This is a genomic window from Alistipes sp. i18-0019-D1 (assembly GCF_042852885.1).
Classification (GTDB): Bacteria; Bacteroidota; Bacteroidia; order Bacteroidales; family Rikenellaceae; genus Alistipes.
Genome location: NZ_AP031424.1, coordinates 21,539 through 40,852, shown reverse-complemented (window position 1 = coordinate 40,852; position 19,314 = coordinate 21,539). Strand labels below are relative to the sequence as shown.

Below are 19,314 nucleotides of genomic sequence, written 5' to 3'. Positions count from 1 at the left end.
AAAAATGCGTAATTTCATAACATACATTTTGTTTCTGTCCGTGCTCTTTGCAGGGGGACGTGCAGTGGCGGCGCAGCCTCATCAATACCGGGATCCGGCCGAAGGCCATTCGGTCGTGGGTCTCGTGCTGGATGCCGATACCCGCAAGCCGGTGGCGGCCGCGCAGGTCAGCTCCGGCGAACTGGCCAAATCGGTGGTGAGCGGCCCGAAAGGCGTTTTCCGGGCGAAAACCTTCTCCCGGGATGCCGTGCTCAACGTGATCAAGGAGGGCTATTTTTCGGCCCGGGTGAATCTGCTCGGCCGTGACAGCCTGGTGGTTTACCTGCAACAGGCGGACAAGACGCTGAGAACCGACCGTTACTACTCGCCCGACGGCGTCGTGCCGATGTCCGACAGGACCAGCACGGCCCAGGCCATGGATATCAAGGATGTCAACCGGGGCTATTTCTCGGTGAGCGACGCGCTCACGGGCCGTTTCGCGGGCCTGCGCGTAAGTTCCAAGGGCGGCATGGTGGGTGAAGGCTCCTTCTTCAACCTGCGCGGCAACCGCACCCTGCTGGGGCAGAATACGCCGCTGCTGGTCGTCGACGGGGTCCCCTTCATTTCGGACCAGAACACTTCCAATATCATCAACGGATTTTCGGCCGACCTGCTCGAACCGGTCAACCTGAACAATATCGAGCAGATCACCTTCCTCAAAGGAGCCGATGCAATGCCCTACGGCTCGCTGGGCAGCAACGGCGTGCTGCTGATCAACACCGAGCGCGGTAAGGTGAGCCGTACGCTGGTCGAATTCCAGACCGTCGAGGGCGTGGGCTTCATCAACAAGACGCTGCCCCTGCTTTCGGGACTCGATTTCAGCCGTTACATCGCCGACATCGCCGGAAGCCGCTACGCCGATTCGGAAGAGATCGGAAAGGCGTTCCCCTTCCTGAGCGGCAACATGACGCCTGCCGAGCAGGTGCGCTACGGTTTCAACACCGACTGGCAGAAGGAGATCTTCTCGCCCGCCTTCGTATCGGACAATACGCTGAAGGTGCGGGGCGGCGACGCCGTGGTCCAGTACCTCGTGACGGCCGGTTATCAGAAAGGCAACGGTGTGGTCGACGGAACCAAGCGCGACAAGTTCTATACCAACGGCAACACCAACATCAACTTCAGCGAAAAGCTCAGCGCCTTCGCCTCCATCTCCTTCGATTTTCTGGAGATGAAGCTTCAGGAGCAGGGCCTCTCGCCCCAGACCAACCCCCTGCTGGCGGCCTATTCGCACTCCCCGCTGACGGGCATCTACGAGGTCGACGACAAGGGCGCCATCCTGACCGAGTATGCGAAGATCGACCCGACGATGAACATTTCCAACCCCGTCGCCATGCTGACGGGCATCGAGGGCAAGAACAAGATCTACGACTTCCTGGTGAACACGGGTCTGAACTACAATATCCTGAAAAACCTGAAGGCGGACTTCACGTTCGGCATCTTCTACCGCTACATCAAGGACGACATCTTCATCGGCGGTTTGAGTTCGGGCACGATCGCCCCGCTGATGGGCGGCCTGGCCCTCAATACGGTGCGCAGCGGCTCCTCGGAGTCGAGGGACTATTTCGGCAAGGTCGGCCTGTCCTACAACCTCACCTCCGGCAGCCACCGGCTCGACCTGAAAGGCGGCTGGCAGATGATCTCCTCGCGCACGCAGGCCAGCAGCGGATCGGGCATCAACACGACGACCGACCGCTACCGTTCGCTTTCCAACGTCTCCTCCGTGGGCCGCACCTCGGGCGGCTACGCCGAGCTGCTGAACTGGATGAACTTCTATCTGAAGGCCGACTACAACTACCGGGAACAGCTCTACCTTTCGGCCACGGGCGTGGTGGACGCCTCTTCGACCTACGGCGCGTACAGCGACCGCTGGTACGTGTTCCCCGGCTTCAAGGCCGGCTGGAAGATCAGCAACGCCCCCTTCCTGCGCAACAGCAAGGCGGTTTCCGGCCTGATGCTGCGCGGTGAGTACAGCGTCAACCCCAACAGCCGTTACAGCAGCGCCTACGGCAGCTATTACTACATGCTGCAACTGCTGCGCGATGTGAGCGGCCTGGTCCGTGCGGGCGTTCCCAACCAGAAGATCGGTCCCGAGCGCGTGACCAACATCGACCTGGGTGTGGACTTCTCGCTGCTGGGCGACAAGTTTACGCTGAGCGCCGACATCTTCGAGGAGTATACCCGCCACATGATCGTCGACACCAAGGCATCGCCCGTCTACGGTTCCGGCGTCATCTATAAGAACAGCGGTTCGATGCGTTCGCGCGGTGCGGAAATCAGCGCCAGTGCGCTGCTCGTGGGCGGCAAGTTCCGCTGGCGCGTCGGCGGTAACATCGCCTACTACAAAACCCGCGTCATGAGCCTCGGCGGCCAGGACCGGCAGATCATCGACCTCGGCGACGGCGTGACGCTCGTCAACCGGGTGGGGGAGGCTCCCTTCTCCTATTACGGACACCGTGCCGACGGCATTTACGCCACTTCGGAGCAGGCAACGTCCGACGGGCTGGCGACCTTGAGCGGCTATGCGTTCACCGGCGGCGACGTGCGGTTCCGCAGCCTCGACGGGAACAAGCTCATCACCGATGCCGACCGCGAGGTGCTCGGCTGCGCCGATCCCGATTTCTTCGGCGGATTCTATACCAAGATGAGCTGGAAGGGCTTCTCGCTGTTCGCCAACTTCTCGTTCAGCCACGGCAATCAGGTTTACAACGCCACGCGCCGTTACAACGAACTGGGCAACGGCTTCTCCAACCAGGCCGCCAGCATGGGGCGCCGTTGGGTGGCCGAAGGACAGGTCACGGACATTCCGCGTGTGGTTTACGGCGATCCCGCCGGCAACAACCGCTTCTCCTCGCGTTGGATCGAGGACGGCTCCTACCTGAAACTCAAGGAGCTGACCCTTTCGTGGGAGACCCGCAAGAAACTGCTCTTCATGACCGGTTTCAAGGTCTTCATCACGGGTGAGAACCTCTTCTGCTTTACGGATTACACGGGCGCCGACCCCGAGTTCGCCTACTCCTACGACATGGCCATGCAGGGCATGGACGTAGCGAAGATTCCCGTGCCGAAATACGTGAAGATCGGTCTTATCCTGAATTTTTAACGGTCAAAACGATACGAGATATGAAACTGTTCAAACTGATGATAACGGTGATCTGCGCCGCTTCGCTGGCAACCTCCTGCGAAAGTTTCTTCGACCAGACTCCCGACAACATGCTCGATGCGGACGACAACTACACCGACCGCTCGAACGTATACGCCTCCTTCATGGGCCTGATGGCCACTTTGCAGGACGTGGCGCCCAAAATCGTGGTTACGGGCGAATTGCAGGGTGACCTGATAACGCCTACGGACCAGGCTCCCGACAGCTATTGGGAGGTGTACCGCTACGGCGTGCAGCCGGGCAATACGGTGGCCGATCCCGCGCCCCTGTACCGGATCGTGATGAACTGCAACGACTTCCTGCGCAACACCATCGACTACAACGCCAGCTATCCGGGCGTCATTCCGGTCAGCACCTACCGGCAGATGATCGCCGGAGCGGTCACGTTGCGCGTCTGGGCCTACCTCAACATCGGCAAGCTCTACGGCAAGGCCGTCTATTACGACTACGCGATGACCGGCGAGGTGGATTTGAGCAAGCTTCCCCTCCTGACGTTCGACGAACTGATTCCCGAGCTGATCCACTTCATGAACACGGGCGTCGACAACATCAACGGACTCCGCCGCGTGGACATCAACACGATGTTCGGCACGACGGGTATCTGGGGCAGCGTGCCCATCTCGCCCGACGCGCTGATGTGCGAGCTTTACCTCTGGAACAGGGACTACGAGTCCGCGGCGAAGAAGGGTATCAACCTGATCACGGGACAGGCTCTGGCTCCTGCCGGCGATGTCAACAAGTTCACGCTTTCGGAGCAGTTCGGCAAGACGAAGGAGTGGCACACGCTTTTCTCCGAGTCGCCGGCCAACCCCCAGACCAACGAGGGCCTTACGATGGTGCTCTACGACTATTCTCAGCGTCAGATCAACCCGCTCTATTCGCTCTTTTCGTCCGACCCGACGTGCGAGTATTACGTGAAGCCGACTTCGGTGATGACCTCCCGCTATACGGGCCGCGATTACCAGTCGGGAGTGCAGACCGTCAAGGATCCGCGGGGCGTCGGCGTATCTTATACGACAAGTATGGGAGAATCCGTGCTCAACAAGTACAACCTGAACCGTACCATTCAGCAGCAGGATGCGCCGATCTATATCTACCGCGCGGCGGAAATCCATCTGATGATCGCCGAGGCGCTCACCGCGCTGGGCAACTACGATGCCGCCGATGCCGTCCTCAACGACGGGTTCAAACCCTATTACGTTTCGGGCAACCGCTACAATCCGCCGTTCGACGCGCCGATCTACGCGTTCGAGAAGCTGAAGGGCGGTCTGGGTGTCCGCGGACGGCTCAACATTCCGGAAGTCCGTTCGACGGATGCACGTTTTATGGGAGATCGTAATCCCGAAACCCCGGAGTACACCGAACGGAGACGTGCCGTGCTCGACAGCCTGATCATCGAGGAGACTGCACGCGAACTGGCCGGCGAGGGCAAGCGCTGGTTCACGATGATGCGCATTGCACGCAACACCGACAATCCCGCGATGCTCGCCCGGATGGTGACCCGCAAGTTCCCGGTCGCCGAGCGGGAGGCCTATGCGGCGAAACTGGAGGATCCCGCCAACTGGTTTATCGACTATGACCTGGAGCTGGAAAACTAAACAAGTGAATTGCGAACCATTACGAAGATAAAGCTATGAAGAAGATTCTGATCGTACTGCTTCCGGCAGTGATCGCAATATGCGCCCTCTCGTGTTCGAAAGACCTGACCGCTGAATCGCCCCTGATCGACATGGGCGGTTCGGACGAGGGCGGTTCGTCGGGCAACCCCTACTGGGACTGGGCCGATAAATTCCCGGGCATCGTCTCCCCGAACATCGAACGTGCGTTCGGCGTGCAGGTGACCGTCAAGGGCGGTTACGAGCCGATCGCCTATGCACCCGATTCGGCCGTGCTCCAGAGCACGGGCCTTTACGTCGCTTCGGGCGATGCCGTCGAGATCGAAGTGCCCCAGGGCACGTCCGACCTGCAATACCAGATCGGCGCAGGCCACAAACTGCTCTCCGGTCAGCTTCGCCAGCGTTACGAGAACGTGGTGACGCGCGGCGTGCTGCATCCCGGGACCAACTCCGTTTCGAGCTATTTCGGCGGCTATCTCTATTTCTGCTATCCGGCCGATAAGGTTCCCGCGGGGGATATAACCGTTACGGTGAACAATGCGGTTCCTTCCGATGACTACGTGCAGGGCGAAACCAACCTGCGCGAGTGGATCAACACCATGATCGAGCGCGCCGCGCTGCTGGCTGCGCCCAGCGAAGACGCCGATTCGATGGCGTTCCTCAACTGGACGGAGTTGGTTTCCGACAAGGTGATCCTCACGGCGGGCGTCGCCGAGATGAGTGCGATGACCGACCCCGACGGCGTGCTGGACTACTACGGCAAGATCGTCGACGCCTATTACCGTTTCGGCGGCTACGATCCCGCCAACCAGCCTCCGATGCGTGTTTATTCGGACATCCAGCTTCCGGATGCCGGACAGACGGCGCTTTTCCCGACGGCCAACGTTCAGCAGTACGGCGGCTATCCGATCGGATTCCTGCGCGGACAGTCGGCCACGTCGCCCGTCGATGAGAAGAAGCTGATCAACACGACGCTGCTGCAGGCGCAGACCGACGGCGCGACGAACTGGTTCAACGTCTTTTTCGGCTTCGGAGAAGCGGTGAAAAGCCCCTGGCAGGAGAGCGACAAACTGTTGCAGCCCTCGCTGAATATCGGCTACTACCACTATGCGCAGACGCTCGGCCTCTGGCCCGGACAGGTGGTCAACTTCGCCGACAATGTCGAAAAACTCAACAAGGAGTTCGCGCGGACGACCAATAACCGGGACAACGGCATCATGTACGGTCATGCCAACGACAACGTCCGCACGACGATGATGATTCAGCTGGCCGACTTCCTGGGCTGGGGCATCTTCCCCTATGTCTCCCAGCGTGCCCGCGAACTCGGGTTCGAATACGAGGCCGACGAGCTGCTCGGGGGACAGGTCGCCTGTGACTTCTTCGCCATGAGCGCCTGCGAGTACGCCGACCGCAACCTGCTGCCGTTCTTCCGCCGCTGGCACTTCCCCTGCTCGACCATTGCCATCCGTTATATGAAGCAATTCCGCGAACTGGGCGAGGACGAGCAGTTCTGGACCAGCTACGACGGTTCGACGGTTCCCTCGTTCGAGTCCCGGACCCCGAACAAGAGCATCGTGCGGCCCTCTTCCCGGCTGAAATTCGACATGGCCGACGGCGACGACAAACTCAACTGGTACTTGAGGGGTGTCGCCTGGGACTACAATGCCTATAACGATCCGGTCAATCCCCGGTGCGATACGGTCATCCGTGCCAATGGAACGGCGTTCACCGGCAACTCGATCGCCAATCCTGCCTGGAAGAACGCCTTCGACGGCAACACCAGCAATTCGAACGGACTTCTCGGCCACATGCAGCCGGCGACGGGTTCGAGCTGGGCACATATCCCGTTCTACATTTTGAGTTTCACCGGCCCGGGCGAGGATACCCCCGAGGACGACGATTTCGAATACTCGCAGGAGCCGGTGACCTTCAATACCTTTGCCCTCTGGAATATCGCCAACTACTATTTCACCAGCTATATCTACGACATCGAGTACTACGACGACGCGACCCGGACGTGGAAACCCACCGTCCCCAGCGAGTTCAAACTGCTGTACAATTCCAACTGGGAGTTCTACTACTTCGAACAGGAGTACACGACGACCAAAGTGCAGTTCAAGTTGCAGCCCATCACGCCGGGTACTTCGGGCTATTCCATTACGCAGATGTGCGAAATGGGCTTCGGGCTGGTCGAGGAGAAGACGGAATAACATGCGGAACTAAAACAGAATATCATGAATAAAACCCTTTTTGCACTGGGAGCTTCGGCTGCGGCGCTCGCCGCAGGCAGCGCGACGGCTGCGAAGCAGCCCAACATCATCTTGATCATGGTCGACGACATGGGCTATTCCGATGTCGGATGCTACGGCGGCGAGATTCCCACGCCCAATATCGACCGCCTCGCAAAGAGCGGAGTGCGTTATACGCAGTTCTACTCCACGGCCCGTTCGTGCCCCACGCGGGCGAGCCTGATGACGGGACTGTATGCCCATCAGGCGGGTATCGGCGGCATGTCCGAGGACCCCGTTCCCGGGCGCAAGCCGGGTGCTCCGGTTCCGCAGAAACCCGTCGCCTACCAGGGGTACCTGAACCGGAACTGCGTGACGATGGCCGAGGTGCTGAAGGGTGCCGGCTACCATACCTACATGTCGGGCAAGTGGCATCTGGGTATGCACGGGCAGGAAAAATGGCCTTTGCAGCGCGGCTTCGACCGTTTTTACGGTATCCTGGCCGGCGCTACCAGCTACCTTCAGCCGCACGGAGGCCGCGGGCTGACGCTCGACAACACCAAACTGACGCCTCCGGAGGCGCCGTATTACACCACCGATGCCTTCACCGACTATGCCATCGAGTTTCTCGACAGCAACAAGGGCGACGGAAAGCCTTATTTCCTCTACCTGGCCTATAACGCGCCCCACTGGCCGCTGCATGCCAAGCAGGAGGACATCGACAAGTTCCTCGGCAAGTACGATGCGGGCTGGGAGAAGATCCGCGAGGCGCGTTTCCGCCGTCAGGCCGAACTGGGCATCGTCGACGACACGTGGGAACTTGCCGAGTGGGAGTCGCGCCGCTGGGAGGACCTGACGGACAAGGAGCGTGAAGACGCCGCCCTGCGCATGTCGGTCTACGCCGCACAGGTGCATTGCATGGACTACAACGTGGGCCGTGTGCTCGACTGGGTCGAGAAGAGCGGCGAAAAGGACAATACGCTGATCGTTTTCCTCTCGGACAACGGCGCCTGCGCCGAGCCGCATACCGAGACCGGTTTCGGCACGGTGGCCGACATCAACGATCCCAACAGCTGGGTGGCTCCCTCTTACGGACTGCCGTGGGCGCAGGTGAGCAACACGCCGCTGCGCAAGTACAAGGTGCGCGCCTACGAGGGCGGTCTGGCCGTTCCGCTGATCGTTTCGTGGCCCAAGCGCTTTTCGCGCTACGACGGTCAGATCCGTGACAACGTGAGCTTCCTGCCCGACCTGATGGCGACGTTCGTCGACGTGGCGGGGGCGACCTATCCCGCGACCTACAACGGCAACGACATCCATCCGCTGGAGGGCAAGAGCCTCGTGCCGACGGTCCGCAAGCCGAAGACCGTACTCCACGACTACCTTTTCGGCGAGCATTTCGACAACTGCTACGTGCGCCACGGCGACTGGAAGGCCGTCAAGGACGAGAAGTCGAAGGAGTGGGAGTTGTTCAACATCCCGGCCGACCGCTCCGAGCGTCACAACCTCGCCGCGCAGCATCCCGAGATTCTCGATGAACTCGTGGCCCGGTGGAAGGAGTGGGCTGCGACGCACGAGGTCTACCCGAAGAAGCTGAAGAAATAGCCTGTGCAGCTCCGGAACGACGGGCGGGAATGCCGCCCGGAACCGTTCCGACGCCGTGCCGGTTTCCGACCGGAGAATGCGAGCCGCGGCGTCCCCGCGGCTCGCATCCGCAGGCGGCCGTCGGGTGCGGTCGTTTCGGGAGACATACGAAAACATTCGATTTGTCCGTTCGGAAACAAATTTCTACCTTTATTGTTGGACTCACTTATGAAAAGATTCGTCATATCGCTGTTTTTGCTGATCGGATGCGCGGGATTCGTCTCGGCCCGGAACTATGCGCTGGTCAGTTACAACGCGGACAACGGCCTTTCGCACAATACGGTCCGGTGCATCGCCCAGGACCAGCGCGGATTCATGTGGTTCGGTACGGCGGACGGTTTGAGCCGTTTCGACGGGGTTGTTTTCCGCGTCTATAACTCCGAGAACCTCCGCCACGGACTGCTGAACACGTCGGTCCATGCGCTGTGCGCCGACCGCAAAAACCGCCTTTGGGTCGGGACCGAGCAGGGTGTCTACCTCTACGACGAGCGCAAGGACGCCTTTTCCCATTTCGGCGTCCGCACCCAGTACGGCGTGGTCATCACCGGGCGCATCACCCGCATTTTCGAGAACGGCGACGGCAAAATCTGGATCGGCACGGAGGCCCAGGGCTTTTTCATCTACCATCCCGAGGACGGCACGCTTGAGCAGAACAGCCGCCTGGCCGATGCCGTGACCGACATGGCCGGCGGTCCGGACTGGAATGTTTTCGTGAGCGCCCGCAACGGCACGGTCGCCGAGTTCGACAGCGAGGGCCGACAGCGCCTGACGGTCCTTTCGACGGAGCGGAACGCCCATGTCTCCTCCGTCCGGTCGCTCTGTTACAGCAACGACGAGCTGTGGAGCTGTTTCGTGACCGACGGACTCGCGAAAATGACCTGGTCGGGCGACAGCGCGGCGAAATGGACGCGGCGCGGCGAGATTCCGGCCCGGGTGCTGCTGCCGCTTTCGCGCGGCGAACTGCTGGTGGGTTCCGACGACGGGCTGTTCGTCTTCTACACCGGGTCGGGCGAGATCGACCCCGTGACGGACATGACGGTCCGCAGCGAGCCTTACACCTATACGGTCAATGCGCTTTTCCGCGACCGCGAGGGCGGAATCTGGGTCGCCACGCAATACAACGGCATCACCTACCTTCCCCGCCGCCTCAAACCCATCGAACACATGTCGCTCAAGATCGGCGAGCGGGGCAAGACGCTCGCCACGGCGTTCGCCGAGGACGACGACGGCAATCTGTGGGTGGCCATCGACAAGCGGGGCGTGCTGAAGGTCGACGCCCGGGGCCGTGTCGACACGGAGCCTTTCCGCGGCGCTTCCGAGTCGTTCCGCCGCGAGGTGAAGAATGTCCGCACGATGCTTGTCGCCGGAGGCCGCCTGTGGCTGGGAACCCTCGCCGGGGGCGTCTATGCCTGCGATTTGAAAACGGGCGCGGTGCGTAACTACCGCAACGATCCCGGGGTGAAAACCTCGCTTTGCGACGACGACGTGGTGACGCTTTTCCGCGACGATGCCGGAACGATCTATGCCGGGACGCCGTGGGGGTTCGCCCGGTATGACCGGAAGACCGACGATTTCGTGCGGGTGAACAAGGGCGGCAACGATCTTTCCGTCTCCGATTTCGCCCAGGCCGGGCCCGGCGTGATCTGGGTGCTGGCGCGCAACAAGGGGGCGTTCCTGTTCGACACGTCGACCGGGGATTTCAGACATTACCTGTTCGCCCGGGCCGGCATGCCCAACAGCGTCTGCATCCTTACGGACAGCCGTGACAATACGTGGCTGGGGACGGAAACGGGACTGTTCCGGCTGAACCGCGAGACCCGGCGTTTCGTGCCGTTCGAAGCCTCCGACGGCATCCTGAAGGGGTTGTCGATCGCTTCGCTGGAGGAGGGCGGCGACGGGACGCTCTGGATCGCGTGCAACAACGGGCTTTTCAGCCTCGACACCGAGACGCAGGAGGTGCGCTACCACCTGACCGTCCGCGACGGGCTTACCGGCAACCAGTTCAACGAGCGCGCCTCGCTGCGTACGCGCGACGGGCGGCTCTTTTTCAGCGGCATCAACGGTTATTCGGCCTTCCGGCCCGAGGCTCTGCAACGCAACGGTTTCGTTCCTTCGGTCTGCCTGACGGGGCTTCTGGTCAACGACCGGTGGGTGGAGATCGACCGTGGCGGCAGGGAATCTTCGCCGCTCAAACGCCCGCTGCATCTGAACAGGGAACTGCGGCTGAAATACAACCAGAACTCCGTGGGATTCACCTTCGCGGCGTTGAGCTACCAGGCTCCGACCAAAAACCGCTATGCCTGGCGGCTCGCGGGACAGAACGGGGAGTGGAACCATACCGACCGTAACGAGGTCCATTTCACCAACCTCTCGCCGGGACGGTACACGTTCGAGGTGCGCGGTTCGAACGACGACGGCGTATGGAGCGAAAACACGGCCGTCGTCGACTTCGTCATCCTGCCGCCGTTCTACCGTTCGGCGGTGGCCGTCGTTTGCTACCTGTTGCTGCTGGGCCTGCTGGCCTGGTACGGCTCCTGGTACGTGCGCCGCAAGCACCGCCTCAAACTCGCCGAGTTCGCCTCGCAGCAGGAGAAGATCAACTATCAGTCGAAGATCGACTTCTTCACCAACGTCGCCCATGAAATCCGGACGCCGCTTTCGCTCATAAAAGTGCCCCTCGAATCCATCCTGAAGGAGGACGGGCAGTTTCCGCCCAAGGTCCGGGACTACCTCCACGTCATGGAGAGGAACACGAGCAACCTGCTGGAGATGGTCAATCAGCTGCTCGACCTGCGCAAGACCGAAGAGACGGATTATACGCCGTCGATGGAGCCGTGCGACGTTTCGGAGTTGGTCGGCGAACTCTGCACGCGTTTCGGTCCGGCCGCGGAGGTCGGCGGCATCCGGCTCGAACGGCACATCGAACCCGGCGTGGTGGCGCAGGTCGACCGCGATGCCATTTCGAAGATTGTCAACAACTTGTTATCCAATGCGCTGAAGTACGCCAAGAGTAACTGCTGCGTGACCCTTGCAGCTGACAGCGGCCTTTTCCGCATCACGATTTCCGACGACGGGCAGGGCATTGTTCCCGAGGATATGGAACGCATCTTCAACACCTTCTACCAGTCGGGCAACAGCAAGGGCGGAACCGGTATCGGGCTGCCCCTGGCGCGCCTGCTGGCCATCAAGCACGGCGGAAGCGTCGTGTGCGCCAACGGCGAGCGGGGCGGGGCCGTTTTCACTGTGGAAATTCCGTTGAGCCTTGCGGCCGCGGAGTCCGGTGCGTCGGACGGAGCGGGGCAGGAGGGTACCGGGGAGGATGCAACTCCCCCCCCCGCTACGGCAGAGGAGAGCGGAACCTGTAAGATACTGGTCGTGGAGGATAACGACGATCTGCGCAGCGTGATCGCCGAGATCATCGCCGCCCGTTACGAGGTGCTCACCGCCGCCAACGGCAAAAAAGCGCTGGAGGTGCTCGCCGACAACAACTGCGACCTGATCGTGAGCGACATCATGATGCCCGAGATGGACGGCTACGAGTTGTGCGAATACGTCAAGTCGGAACTGCGTTACAGCCATATTCCCATCATCCAGCTCACGGCGAAGACCTCCGTCGAGGACAAGGTGCGCGGCCTGGAGTACGGCGCCGACGCCTACATCGAGAAACCCTTCTCCTCGGAGCACCTGATGGCGCAGATCGACAGCCTGATCAAGAACCGCGAACGCATCCGCCGGGCGCTGCTCACCGATACGGGGCATGCCGACACGGCGTCGCTGGGCATCAGCAGGCGCGACGCGGAGTTCATCGAGAAACTGAACGCCCATATCGAGGAGCACCTCTGCGAGGAGACCTTCTACATCGAACAGCTGGCCGAGAAAATGTTCATGAGCCGGTCGAACTTCTACCGCAAGGTCAAGAGCCTGTTCGGCATCTCGCCCAACGACTATATGAAAACCTACCGCCTGCGCAAGGCCGCCGAGATGATCCGCAGCGGCGACTTCCTGATCAAGGAGATCTACGAGCAGGTGGGATTCAAGACATCGAGCTACTTCTCGGCCTGCTTCCGCGAGGAGTTCGGGATGACGCCCAAACAGTATAAGGATCAAAACTCAAAATCCAAATAATGAAGAACAAACGATTGCTGTACCTGCTCGGGGCGGGTACGTTGACAGGCCTTGCGGGGACTGCCGGGGCGCAGCAGCGTCCCAACATCATCTACATGATGGCGGACCAGCTGCGGGCCGACGTGCTGGGCTATGCCGGGGACGAGTTGGCCGTGACGCCCAACCTCGACCGGTTCGCGCGCCAGTCGCTCGATTTCACCAACGCCGTGTCGGTCAGCCCGGTCAGCGCCGCCTACCGGGCCAGCCTGATAACGGGCAAATACACCTCGTCGACGGGCATGGTGATCAACGAGCTGAACCTCAATCCCAATCACCGGACGCTGGCCCACGTGCTCACCGATGCCGGCTACCAGACCGGCTATGTCGGCAAGGTCCACTGGAACGACGCCCACCGCCGGCCCTACAAACGGGGGCCCGAGCGCATGGGCTTCGACGGCTATTGGGCGGCTTATTCGTTCAACCACATCAACTACAATGCGTTCTACGATACGGACGGTCCCGACGGCGAACCCGTGCACGTCAGCCTCAAGGGGCAGTACGGCCCGGAGGTCTTCACGGGACTTGCCCTCGACTACATCCGCGAGCATGCCGGCGACGGGCAGCCCTTTACGCTGATGCTTTCGTGGAGCCCCACGCACGACCCCTGGGTGCGCAAGAACGTTCCCGAGCATTGCTATGAGAAGTTCAGGGACGTGAAATTCGAGCTTCCGGAGAATTTCAACGAGAATCCGGACCCTTACATGGACCGCTTTTTCTCCGAGTATTTCAACGGCAAGGCCAGCTGGCGCGACGATTTCGTCAGGGGCGAAGGCTATAACGAGGCCATGCGCTGCTACTATGCGATGGCGAATTCCATCGACGAACAGTTCGGCCGCGTGGTGGGGCTGCTCGACAGTCTGGGCATCGCCGACAACACGATCGTGGTCTTCACGTCGGACCACGGCGAGATGATGACTTCGCAGGGGCGCATGTTCAAGATGATTTTCTACGACGAGTCGTGCCGCATCCCGATGCTCGTGCGCTGCCCCGGGGCGAAGCACGGCAAGACGGATGTCTGCCTCAACACCCCGGACATTGCGCCCACGCTGCTCGGCATGGTCGGACTTTCCGACAGCATTCCCGAGGAGATGGAGGGTCGGGATTTGAGTTTCGTGGTCCGCGGAGAGAAGGGGATCGAACCCGACTTCGCCTTCATGCAGGGAATGGGCCATACCCACCTCTGGCGCAACGGCTTCGAATGGCGTGCCGTGCGGGACAAGCGTTATACCTACGCCCGCTACCTGCGCGACGGCTCGGAACTGCTTTTCGACCGTAAGAAGGACCCGCACATGACCCGCAACGTCGCCGGCGAGAGGAAATATGCGAAGGTGCTCGAAACGCTCCGCGGCGGCATGGCCGCCAGGATGGAGGAGCTGAACGACGAATTCAAGCCCTGCACGTGGTATCGCGACCACTGGATGTACAAGAATTTCAGCATCAAGGCTGCCGCGCACGGCGAATTCGGGCCGCTGCCTCCGATCGAGCCGGTACGCACCAGGGAATAGCTCCGGCAAGGCGCAAAAAAAGACATCCTCTTTCGGAGGATGTCTTTTTTGTAGGGTCCGGGAGCGTTACTCCATCTTGAGCGGCATGGATTCGATCACCGCTTTGTTGGCGGCCTTGAGCCGTTCGGGAAGCACCTTCATCACCTTGCGGTCGTAGGTGAACAGACCGTTCACTTCGCCTTCCACGTCGGTCGTCTGGGTGTAAACCGCGCCCGAGAAGCCCAGACGCACGTATTTGATCAGGTTCTTGGCATATTTCTCATACTCTTCGGTCACCTGCTCCGGGGTCTTGAACTGTACGTAGCCCCAGTTGCGCTTGTTCCACCAGAGGTGTCCCTCCATGGGCAGTCCGATGCCGCCGTATTCGCCCAGCACGTTCACGCGCTGCGGGTCGAAGAGCTTCATCGCAGGACCCGGGTAGTTGTGCAGGTCGAGCATGTGGCCGCAGGGACGGTGGTTGCCGCCGCTGGCGGGGTTCACCAGACGCGAAGGATCGTACTCCATGGTCCAGTTCACGATCCGCTCGGTGTCGAACTGGCCCCATGCCTCGTTGAAGGGGACCCATACCACGACGCTCGGGGAGGACATGCAGAAATCCATGATCTCCTTCCACTCCTTGCTGAAGTTGTCCTTTGACTCCTGCGTGCGGTTCTTGTCCGTGCCGCCGTTGTAGGTGTACATTTCCCACTTGTTGCCCATGTCTCCCGAGGGCATGTCCTGCCATACGAGGATGCCTTCGCGGTCGCAGTGGTAGTACCAGCGCGCCGGCTCCACCTTCACGTGCTTGCGGATCATGTTGTAACCCAGCTCCTTGGTTTTCAGGATGTCGAACAGCAGCGCTTCGTCCGTCGGTGCGGTGAAAAGTCCGTCGGGCCACCAGCCCTGGTCGAGCGGGCCGAAGTGGAACAGCGGCTCGTCGTTGAGCGTCATGCGGGCGATGCCGCCCTTGTCGCGCATGGTTCCGATCTTGCGCATGGCGGTGTACGAACCGACCTTGTCGACGGTTTTCCCGCCCTGCTTGAGCGACACTTCCATGTCGTAGAGGAACGGCGAGCCGGGGCTCCAGAGTTTCGGCTCGGCGATGCCCAGACGCAGCGGACTTCCGGGGAATCCCGTTGCCGAAGCCACGAGCTTGCCCTTGTCGAGGATTTTCACCTCCACCAGGTCGCCCGTCGTGCAGTTTTCGGCCGCCACGGTTACGGCGATGTTCTTCTGGTCCAGGTTGGGAATGGCCTTGATGCCCGAGATGTGGCTCTTCGCCACCGGCTCGATCCACACGGTCTGCCAGATGCCGCTGACCGGGGTGTACCAGATGCCGTTGGGGTTCAGCACCTGCTTTCCGCGGGGCTGGTATCCCTTGTCCGTACCGTCGAACACGCGTACGACCAGCTTCTGGTCGCCTTTGGCCTTCAGGTAGGGGGTGATGTCGAGCGAGAAGGGCGTGAAGCCGCCCTTGTGGGAGCCTACGAGAATGTCGTTCACGAATACGTCGGCTTTCCAGTCCACCGCTCCGAAGTTCAGCAGCACGTTGCTGCCTTTCCAGGCGGCGGGCACGCTGAACGTGCGGCGGTACCAGAGTTCATCCTTCTCGGTGAGGCTCTTCTGCACGCCCGACAGCGAGGATTCGACAGCGAAGGGGACGAGGATCTTTCCGTCCATCGTTTTCGGTTCCATGGCTCCGATGGGTTTGATGGCATAGTCCCACAGTCCATTGAGGTTCACCCACTGCGAGCGTACCATCTGCGGACGCGGGTATTCGGGAAGCACGTTGGCCGGGTCGACCTTTTCGGCCCATGGCGTTTTGATTTTGTCGCCCACGGGTTTCCACTGGGCAAAGGTGCACAGCACGCTCAGCGCTGCCACGGTTGTCAGAATTGTTTTTTTCATTACTAATTGATAAAGTGGATTTGGATATAGTGTTTACTGTTTCTTCTTCTTGAACTGTCCGGGGTAAGGCTCTACCATGCAGCGTTTTGCCCATTCCTCGTACGCTGCGACCATCTCTTCGACCTTTGCGGGATTCGCGCCGGCCAGGTTGTGCTGCTCCGAACGGTCGTCGTTCAGGTTGTAAAGTTCCCAGGGGTGCTTGTTGCCCTGGCGGACGATCTTCCAGCCGTCTTTCGAGATGAACGCGCGTTCGTTGAAGTGTTCGAAGCCCAGGTAGTCGTGTCCCTCGCGCTGGCCCTTGCGCAGCACCGGCACGAGGCTTTTGCCTTCCAGCGGAATGATCTCGTTGCCGTCGTAGGTGGCGGGGTAGTCGGCGCCCGAAAGGTCGAGGCAGGTGGCCATGATGTCCATGACGTGGCCCATCTGGTCGGTGACCTTGCCCCGCAGGCTCTTCTTGAGTCCTTTGGGCCAGTGGGCGATCACGGGTGTGCAGATGCCCCCGCTGAACGACTTGGCTTTCCAGAAGCGGAACGGCGTGTTGGCCACGTTCGCCCACTTGGCGCCGAGCGACGCGTAGGAGGTCTCGGGACCGGGCATCACCTCTTTTTTCTTCGGATAGACGATGGGGCGTCCGTCACGCGTCATGTCGGGACGGTCGTTCTCTCCGGGCGAGTAGTTCTGGCACTGCTCGCTGCTGCACCCGTTGTCCGAGAGGAAGAGAATCAGCGTGTTGTCCAGCTGTCCGTTCTTTTCCAGGGCCTCCAGCACCCGGCCGATGCCCTGGTCCATGCGGTCGACCATTGCGGCGTGTACGGCCATTGCACGTGCGTCCCACTCGGCGGTGGGGTTGTTCTCCCACTTGTCGCTGAACTGGCGCTGCGAGAGGAAATCCTCCTGTCCGGGGAAGATGCCCAGCTGCTTGATTCGCTCGTAACGCTGGTTGCGGATGGCCTCCCAGCCGACCTTATAGGTATCCTTGTACTTTTCGATGTCCTCGGGCAGGGCGTGCAGGGGCCAGTGGGGCGCCGTGTAGGAGAGGTAGAGGAAGAAGGGCTTGTCGTCCTTGGCGTATTCGTTCACGTAGCTGACGGCTCTCTGCGAGAGGTCGTCCGTCACGTAATACCCTTCGGGGACTTCGCGCACCGGTTCCTCGCCGTCCACGAGACTGAACGGGTCGAAGTAGTTCACCACGCCGTAAATCGTGCCGTAGAACTTCTCGAAGCCGCGGTGGGTGGGGTAGTTGATCTTGTCGGCGAACTCCTCGTGGTAAACGTGGTGGGCGAGCCATTCGCGCTGGTCGGGGCGCAGGGGCGTCTCGGCGATGTGCCATTTGCCGACCATGCCCGTGTGGTAACCCGCGCCGCGGAGCACTTCGGCGATGGTCACGGCGTTCTTCGACAGCGTGCCGCGGTATCCGGGCAGGTGGTCGTCGAAGGTCATCCGGCCGATTCCGGCCTGATGCTGGTAAAGTCCCGTGAGCAGCGACGCCCGGGTGGGGCAGCTGCGGCTGGTGTTGTAGAAGTTGTTGAAGCGCAGACCCTGGGATGCCAGCCGGTCGAGGTTCGGGGTATGGATTTCACCTCCGTAGCACCCGATGTCGGAGAAGCCCAGGTCGTCGGCCAGGATCACGATCACGTTGGGCCGTGCGTCTTTCTTGGGCTTGGCCGCACAATGCTGGCTCTCTGCGGCCGCTGCAGTCAGCAGAGATACGGGAAGAATTAGTTTACTCGGATTCATCGTTCGTTATGTTGAGTTTTTGAGATGCGGTCTTTACTCCGGACGGTTTTTTCAGCGCCTTGCCGACCGGTTCCGGGGAGCCGAGTTCGGGGGTTCCCTCCGCCGAAAATCCGATTTTCTGCATCCGCACGGTGCGCGAATAGGGGCGGTAGGGGTCGCCCACGATGTCCCGGGCCATGTAAATCAGAAAATATTCGGTTCCGTCGGGCGAGGGGATGATGTAGGGATGTCCCGGGGCATATACCCCCGGAGTAGCTGCGGGTGCGGCGAATTTTCCGTCCTTCCATTCGGGATCGCTCATCGAGAAGACGGGTTTGCTCTTCTTTTTCCACGACGCGGCGTTGAGCAGATCGCTGCCTTTGGCCGCCGACAGCTCGCCGATCGCGTAGTAGGGGGTCCACATGGCGCTGGCCGAGTAGTAGATGTAGAGCCGGTCCGTGCGGTCGTTGCCGAAGAAGAACGGGGCTTCGTTGACGTAGACCGGGTAAGCGGTCTTGTAGCCGTTGGGGTTTACCCACTGCCGTTCCCATTCGTGCTCGGGGACGGAGATGCGGACGCGCGGGGTGCACTGCGTCCAGGGGTTCTCCAGTTTGGCGATGTAGATGCCCTGCGTCTCGGCGTAGACCCTGCGGGACTCCCATCCCGACCAGATCATGTAGAGTTCCCCGTCGTATTCGAAGACGTGGGCGTGGATGGCCCAGTTGTCGTCCGGGTCGGTTTTGATCCGTCCGCGCATCGTGAAGGTTCCTTTGCGGGGGTCCTTTTCCGGATTTTCGAGCACGTATATCTGATGGTTGTCCGTGTTGCCGTCGTCGGCGCTCAAATAAACATACCATTTTCCCCGGATGTTCACGATCTGTGGATGCCAGATGTGCAGCAGCCCGTACTGCTCCTTGGCCTGGCAGGCCGTGCAGGGTTCGGTCCGCTCCAACTGCGTGGGGTCCGCGTTGACGAACAGGTTCAGCCGCCCGGCGTCGTTGGTAATGTAATAGTAGAGTCCTTCGTGGAAGTAGACCGACGTGTTTTCGTATTTGAGGATGACGGGGTTTTCGAAGACGTCGTCCCGGATCGTCTCCTTTCCCGCGCACGAGACGCACAGGATGAGCGGCAGGGCGGCCAGCAGGTCCGCAATCCGGCGCAGCGACATAGCGTTTACGGGAATTTTCATGGTTGGGTCGGTTTTAAGGTCTTGATTTACGAATACAAATTTCGGAATTTAAAATTTTTTACCTGCCATATTTTGATCAGAAAAAAGCAAGATTTAGTCAAAATCGCCCGGAGGGGGTCCGGTTGGCGGAAATGTATCGCCGATTGGTCAAATATTGATGTCGCGGAAC

Annotated in this window: 9 protein-coding genes; 6 read left to right on the top strand and 3 right to left on the bottom strand. The window is 60.7% G+C overall.

Annotation, left to right across the window (positions count from 1 at the left end; genetic code table 11):
- Positions 1-4 precede the first annotated feature (4 nt).
- The 6 genes from ACGHP5_RS00155 (at position 5) to ACGHP5_RS00130 (ending at position 14,353) form a co-directional block, all read left to right on the top strand.
- Positions 5-3,139 carry a SusC/RagA family TonB-linked outer membrane protein gene (locus tag ACGHP5_RS00155; protein WP_337756050.1) on the top strand — a complete coding sequence of 1,045 codons (3,135 nt, stop codon included), beginning with the start codon at positions 5-7 and terminating at the stop codon, positions 3,137-3,139.
- A gap of 20 nt (positions 3,140-3,159) precedes the next feature.
- Positions 3,160-4,797 carry a RagB/SusD family nutrient uptake outer membrane protein gene (locus ACGHP5_RS00150; RefSeq protein WP_390567764.1) on the top strand — a complete coding sequence of 546 codons (1,638 nt, stop codon included), beginning with the start codon at positions 3,160-3,162 and terminating at the stop codon, positions 4,795-4,797.
- Positions 4,798-4,832: 35 nt separating this feature from the next.
- Entirely contained in the window at positions 4,833-7,025 is a 2,193-nt protein-coding gene (locus ACGHP5_RS00145; protein WP_290532032.1) for a M60 family peptidase N-terminal accessory domain-containing protein, read from the top strand.
- A 24-nt stretch (positions 7,026-7,049) separates the two neighbouring features.
- Positions 7,050-8,645, top strand: a complete 1,596-nt coding sequence (locus tag ACGHP5_RS00140) for an arylsulfatase (RefSeq protein WP_295900930.1) — start codon at positions 7,050-7,052, stop codon at positions 8,643-8,645.
- Between the two features lie 207 nt (positions 8,646-8,852).
- Positions 8,853-12,809: a two-component regulator propeller domain-containing protein gene (locus ACGHP5_RS00135; protein ID WP_390567762.1), complete on the top strand. Its 3,957-nt coding sequence runs from the start codon at positions 8,853-8,855 to the stop codon at positions 12,807-12,809.
- Positions 12,809-14,353, top strand: coding sequence for a sulfatase (locus tag ACGHP5_RS00130; protein ID WP_295900924.1), 1,545 nt, complete (start codon positions 12,809-12,811; stop codon positions 14,351-14,353). Before ACGHP5_RS00135 ends, ACGHP5_RS00130 begins: the two co-directional genes overlap by 1 nt.
- 66 nt (positions 14,354-14,419) lie before the next feature.
- On the opposite strand, the gene ACGHP5_RS00125 is transcribed toward ACGHP5_RS00130, so the two are convergent.
- The 3 genes from ACGHP5_RS00125 to ACGHP5_RS00115 are packed head-to-tail and all read right to left on the bottom strand — an operon-like array spanning position 14,420 to position 19,145.
- The gene (locus ACGHP5_RS00125; RefSeq protein ID WP_390567760.1) at positions 14,420-16,240 is read right to left on the bottom strand and encodes a glycoside hydrolase family 2 protein; all 1,821 of its coding nucleotides are present in this window, start codon (positions 16,238-16,240) and stop codon (positions 14,420-14,422) included.
- Between the two features lie 33 nt (positions 16,241-16,273).
- On the bottom strand, positions 16,274-17,977 hold the full coding sequence (locus ACGHP5_RS00120) for an arylsulfatase (protein ID WP_390567758.1): 1,704 nt from the start codon (positions 17,975-17,977) through the stop codon (positions 16,274-16,276).
- Positions 17,964-19,145: a glycoside hydrolase family 43 protein gene (locus tag ACGHP5_RS00115; protein WP_295900918.1), complete on the bottom strand. Its 1,182-nt coding sequence runs from the start codon at positions 19,143-19,145 to the stop codon at positions 17,964-17,966. Before ACGHP5_RS00115 ends, ACGHP5_RS00120 begins: the two co-directional genes overlap by 14 nt.
- Positions 19,146-19,314 lie beyond the last annotated feature (169 nt).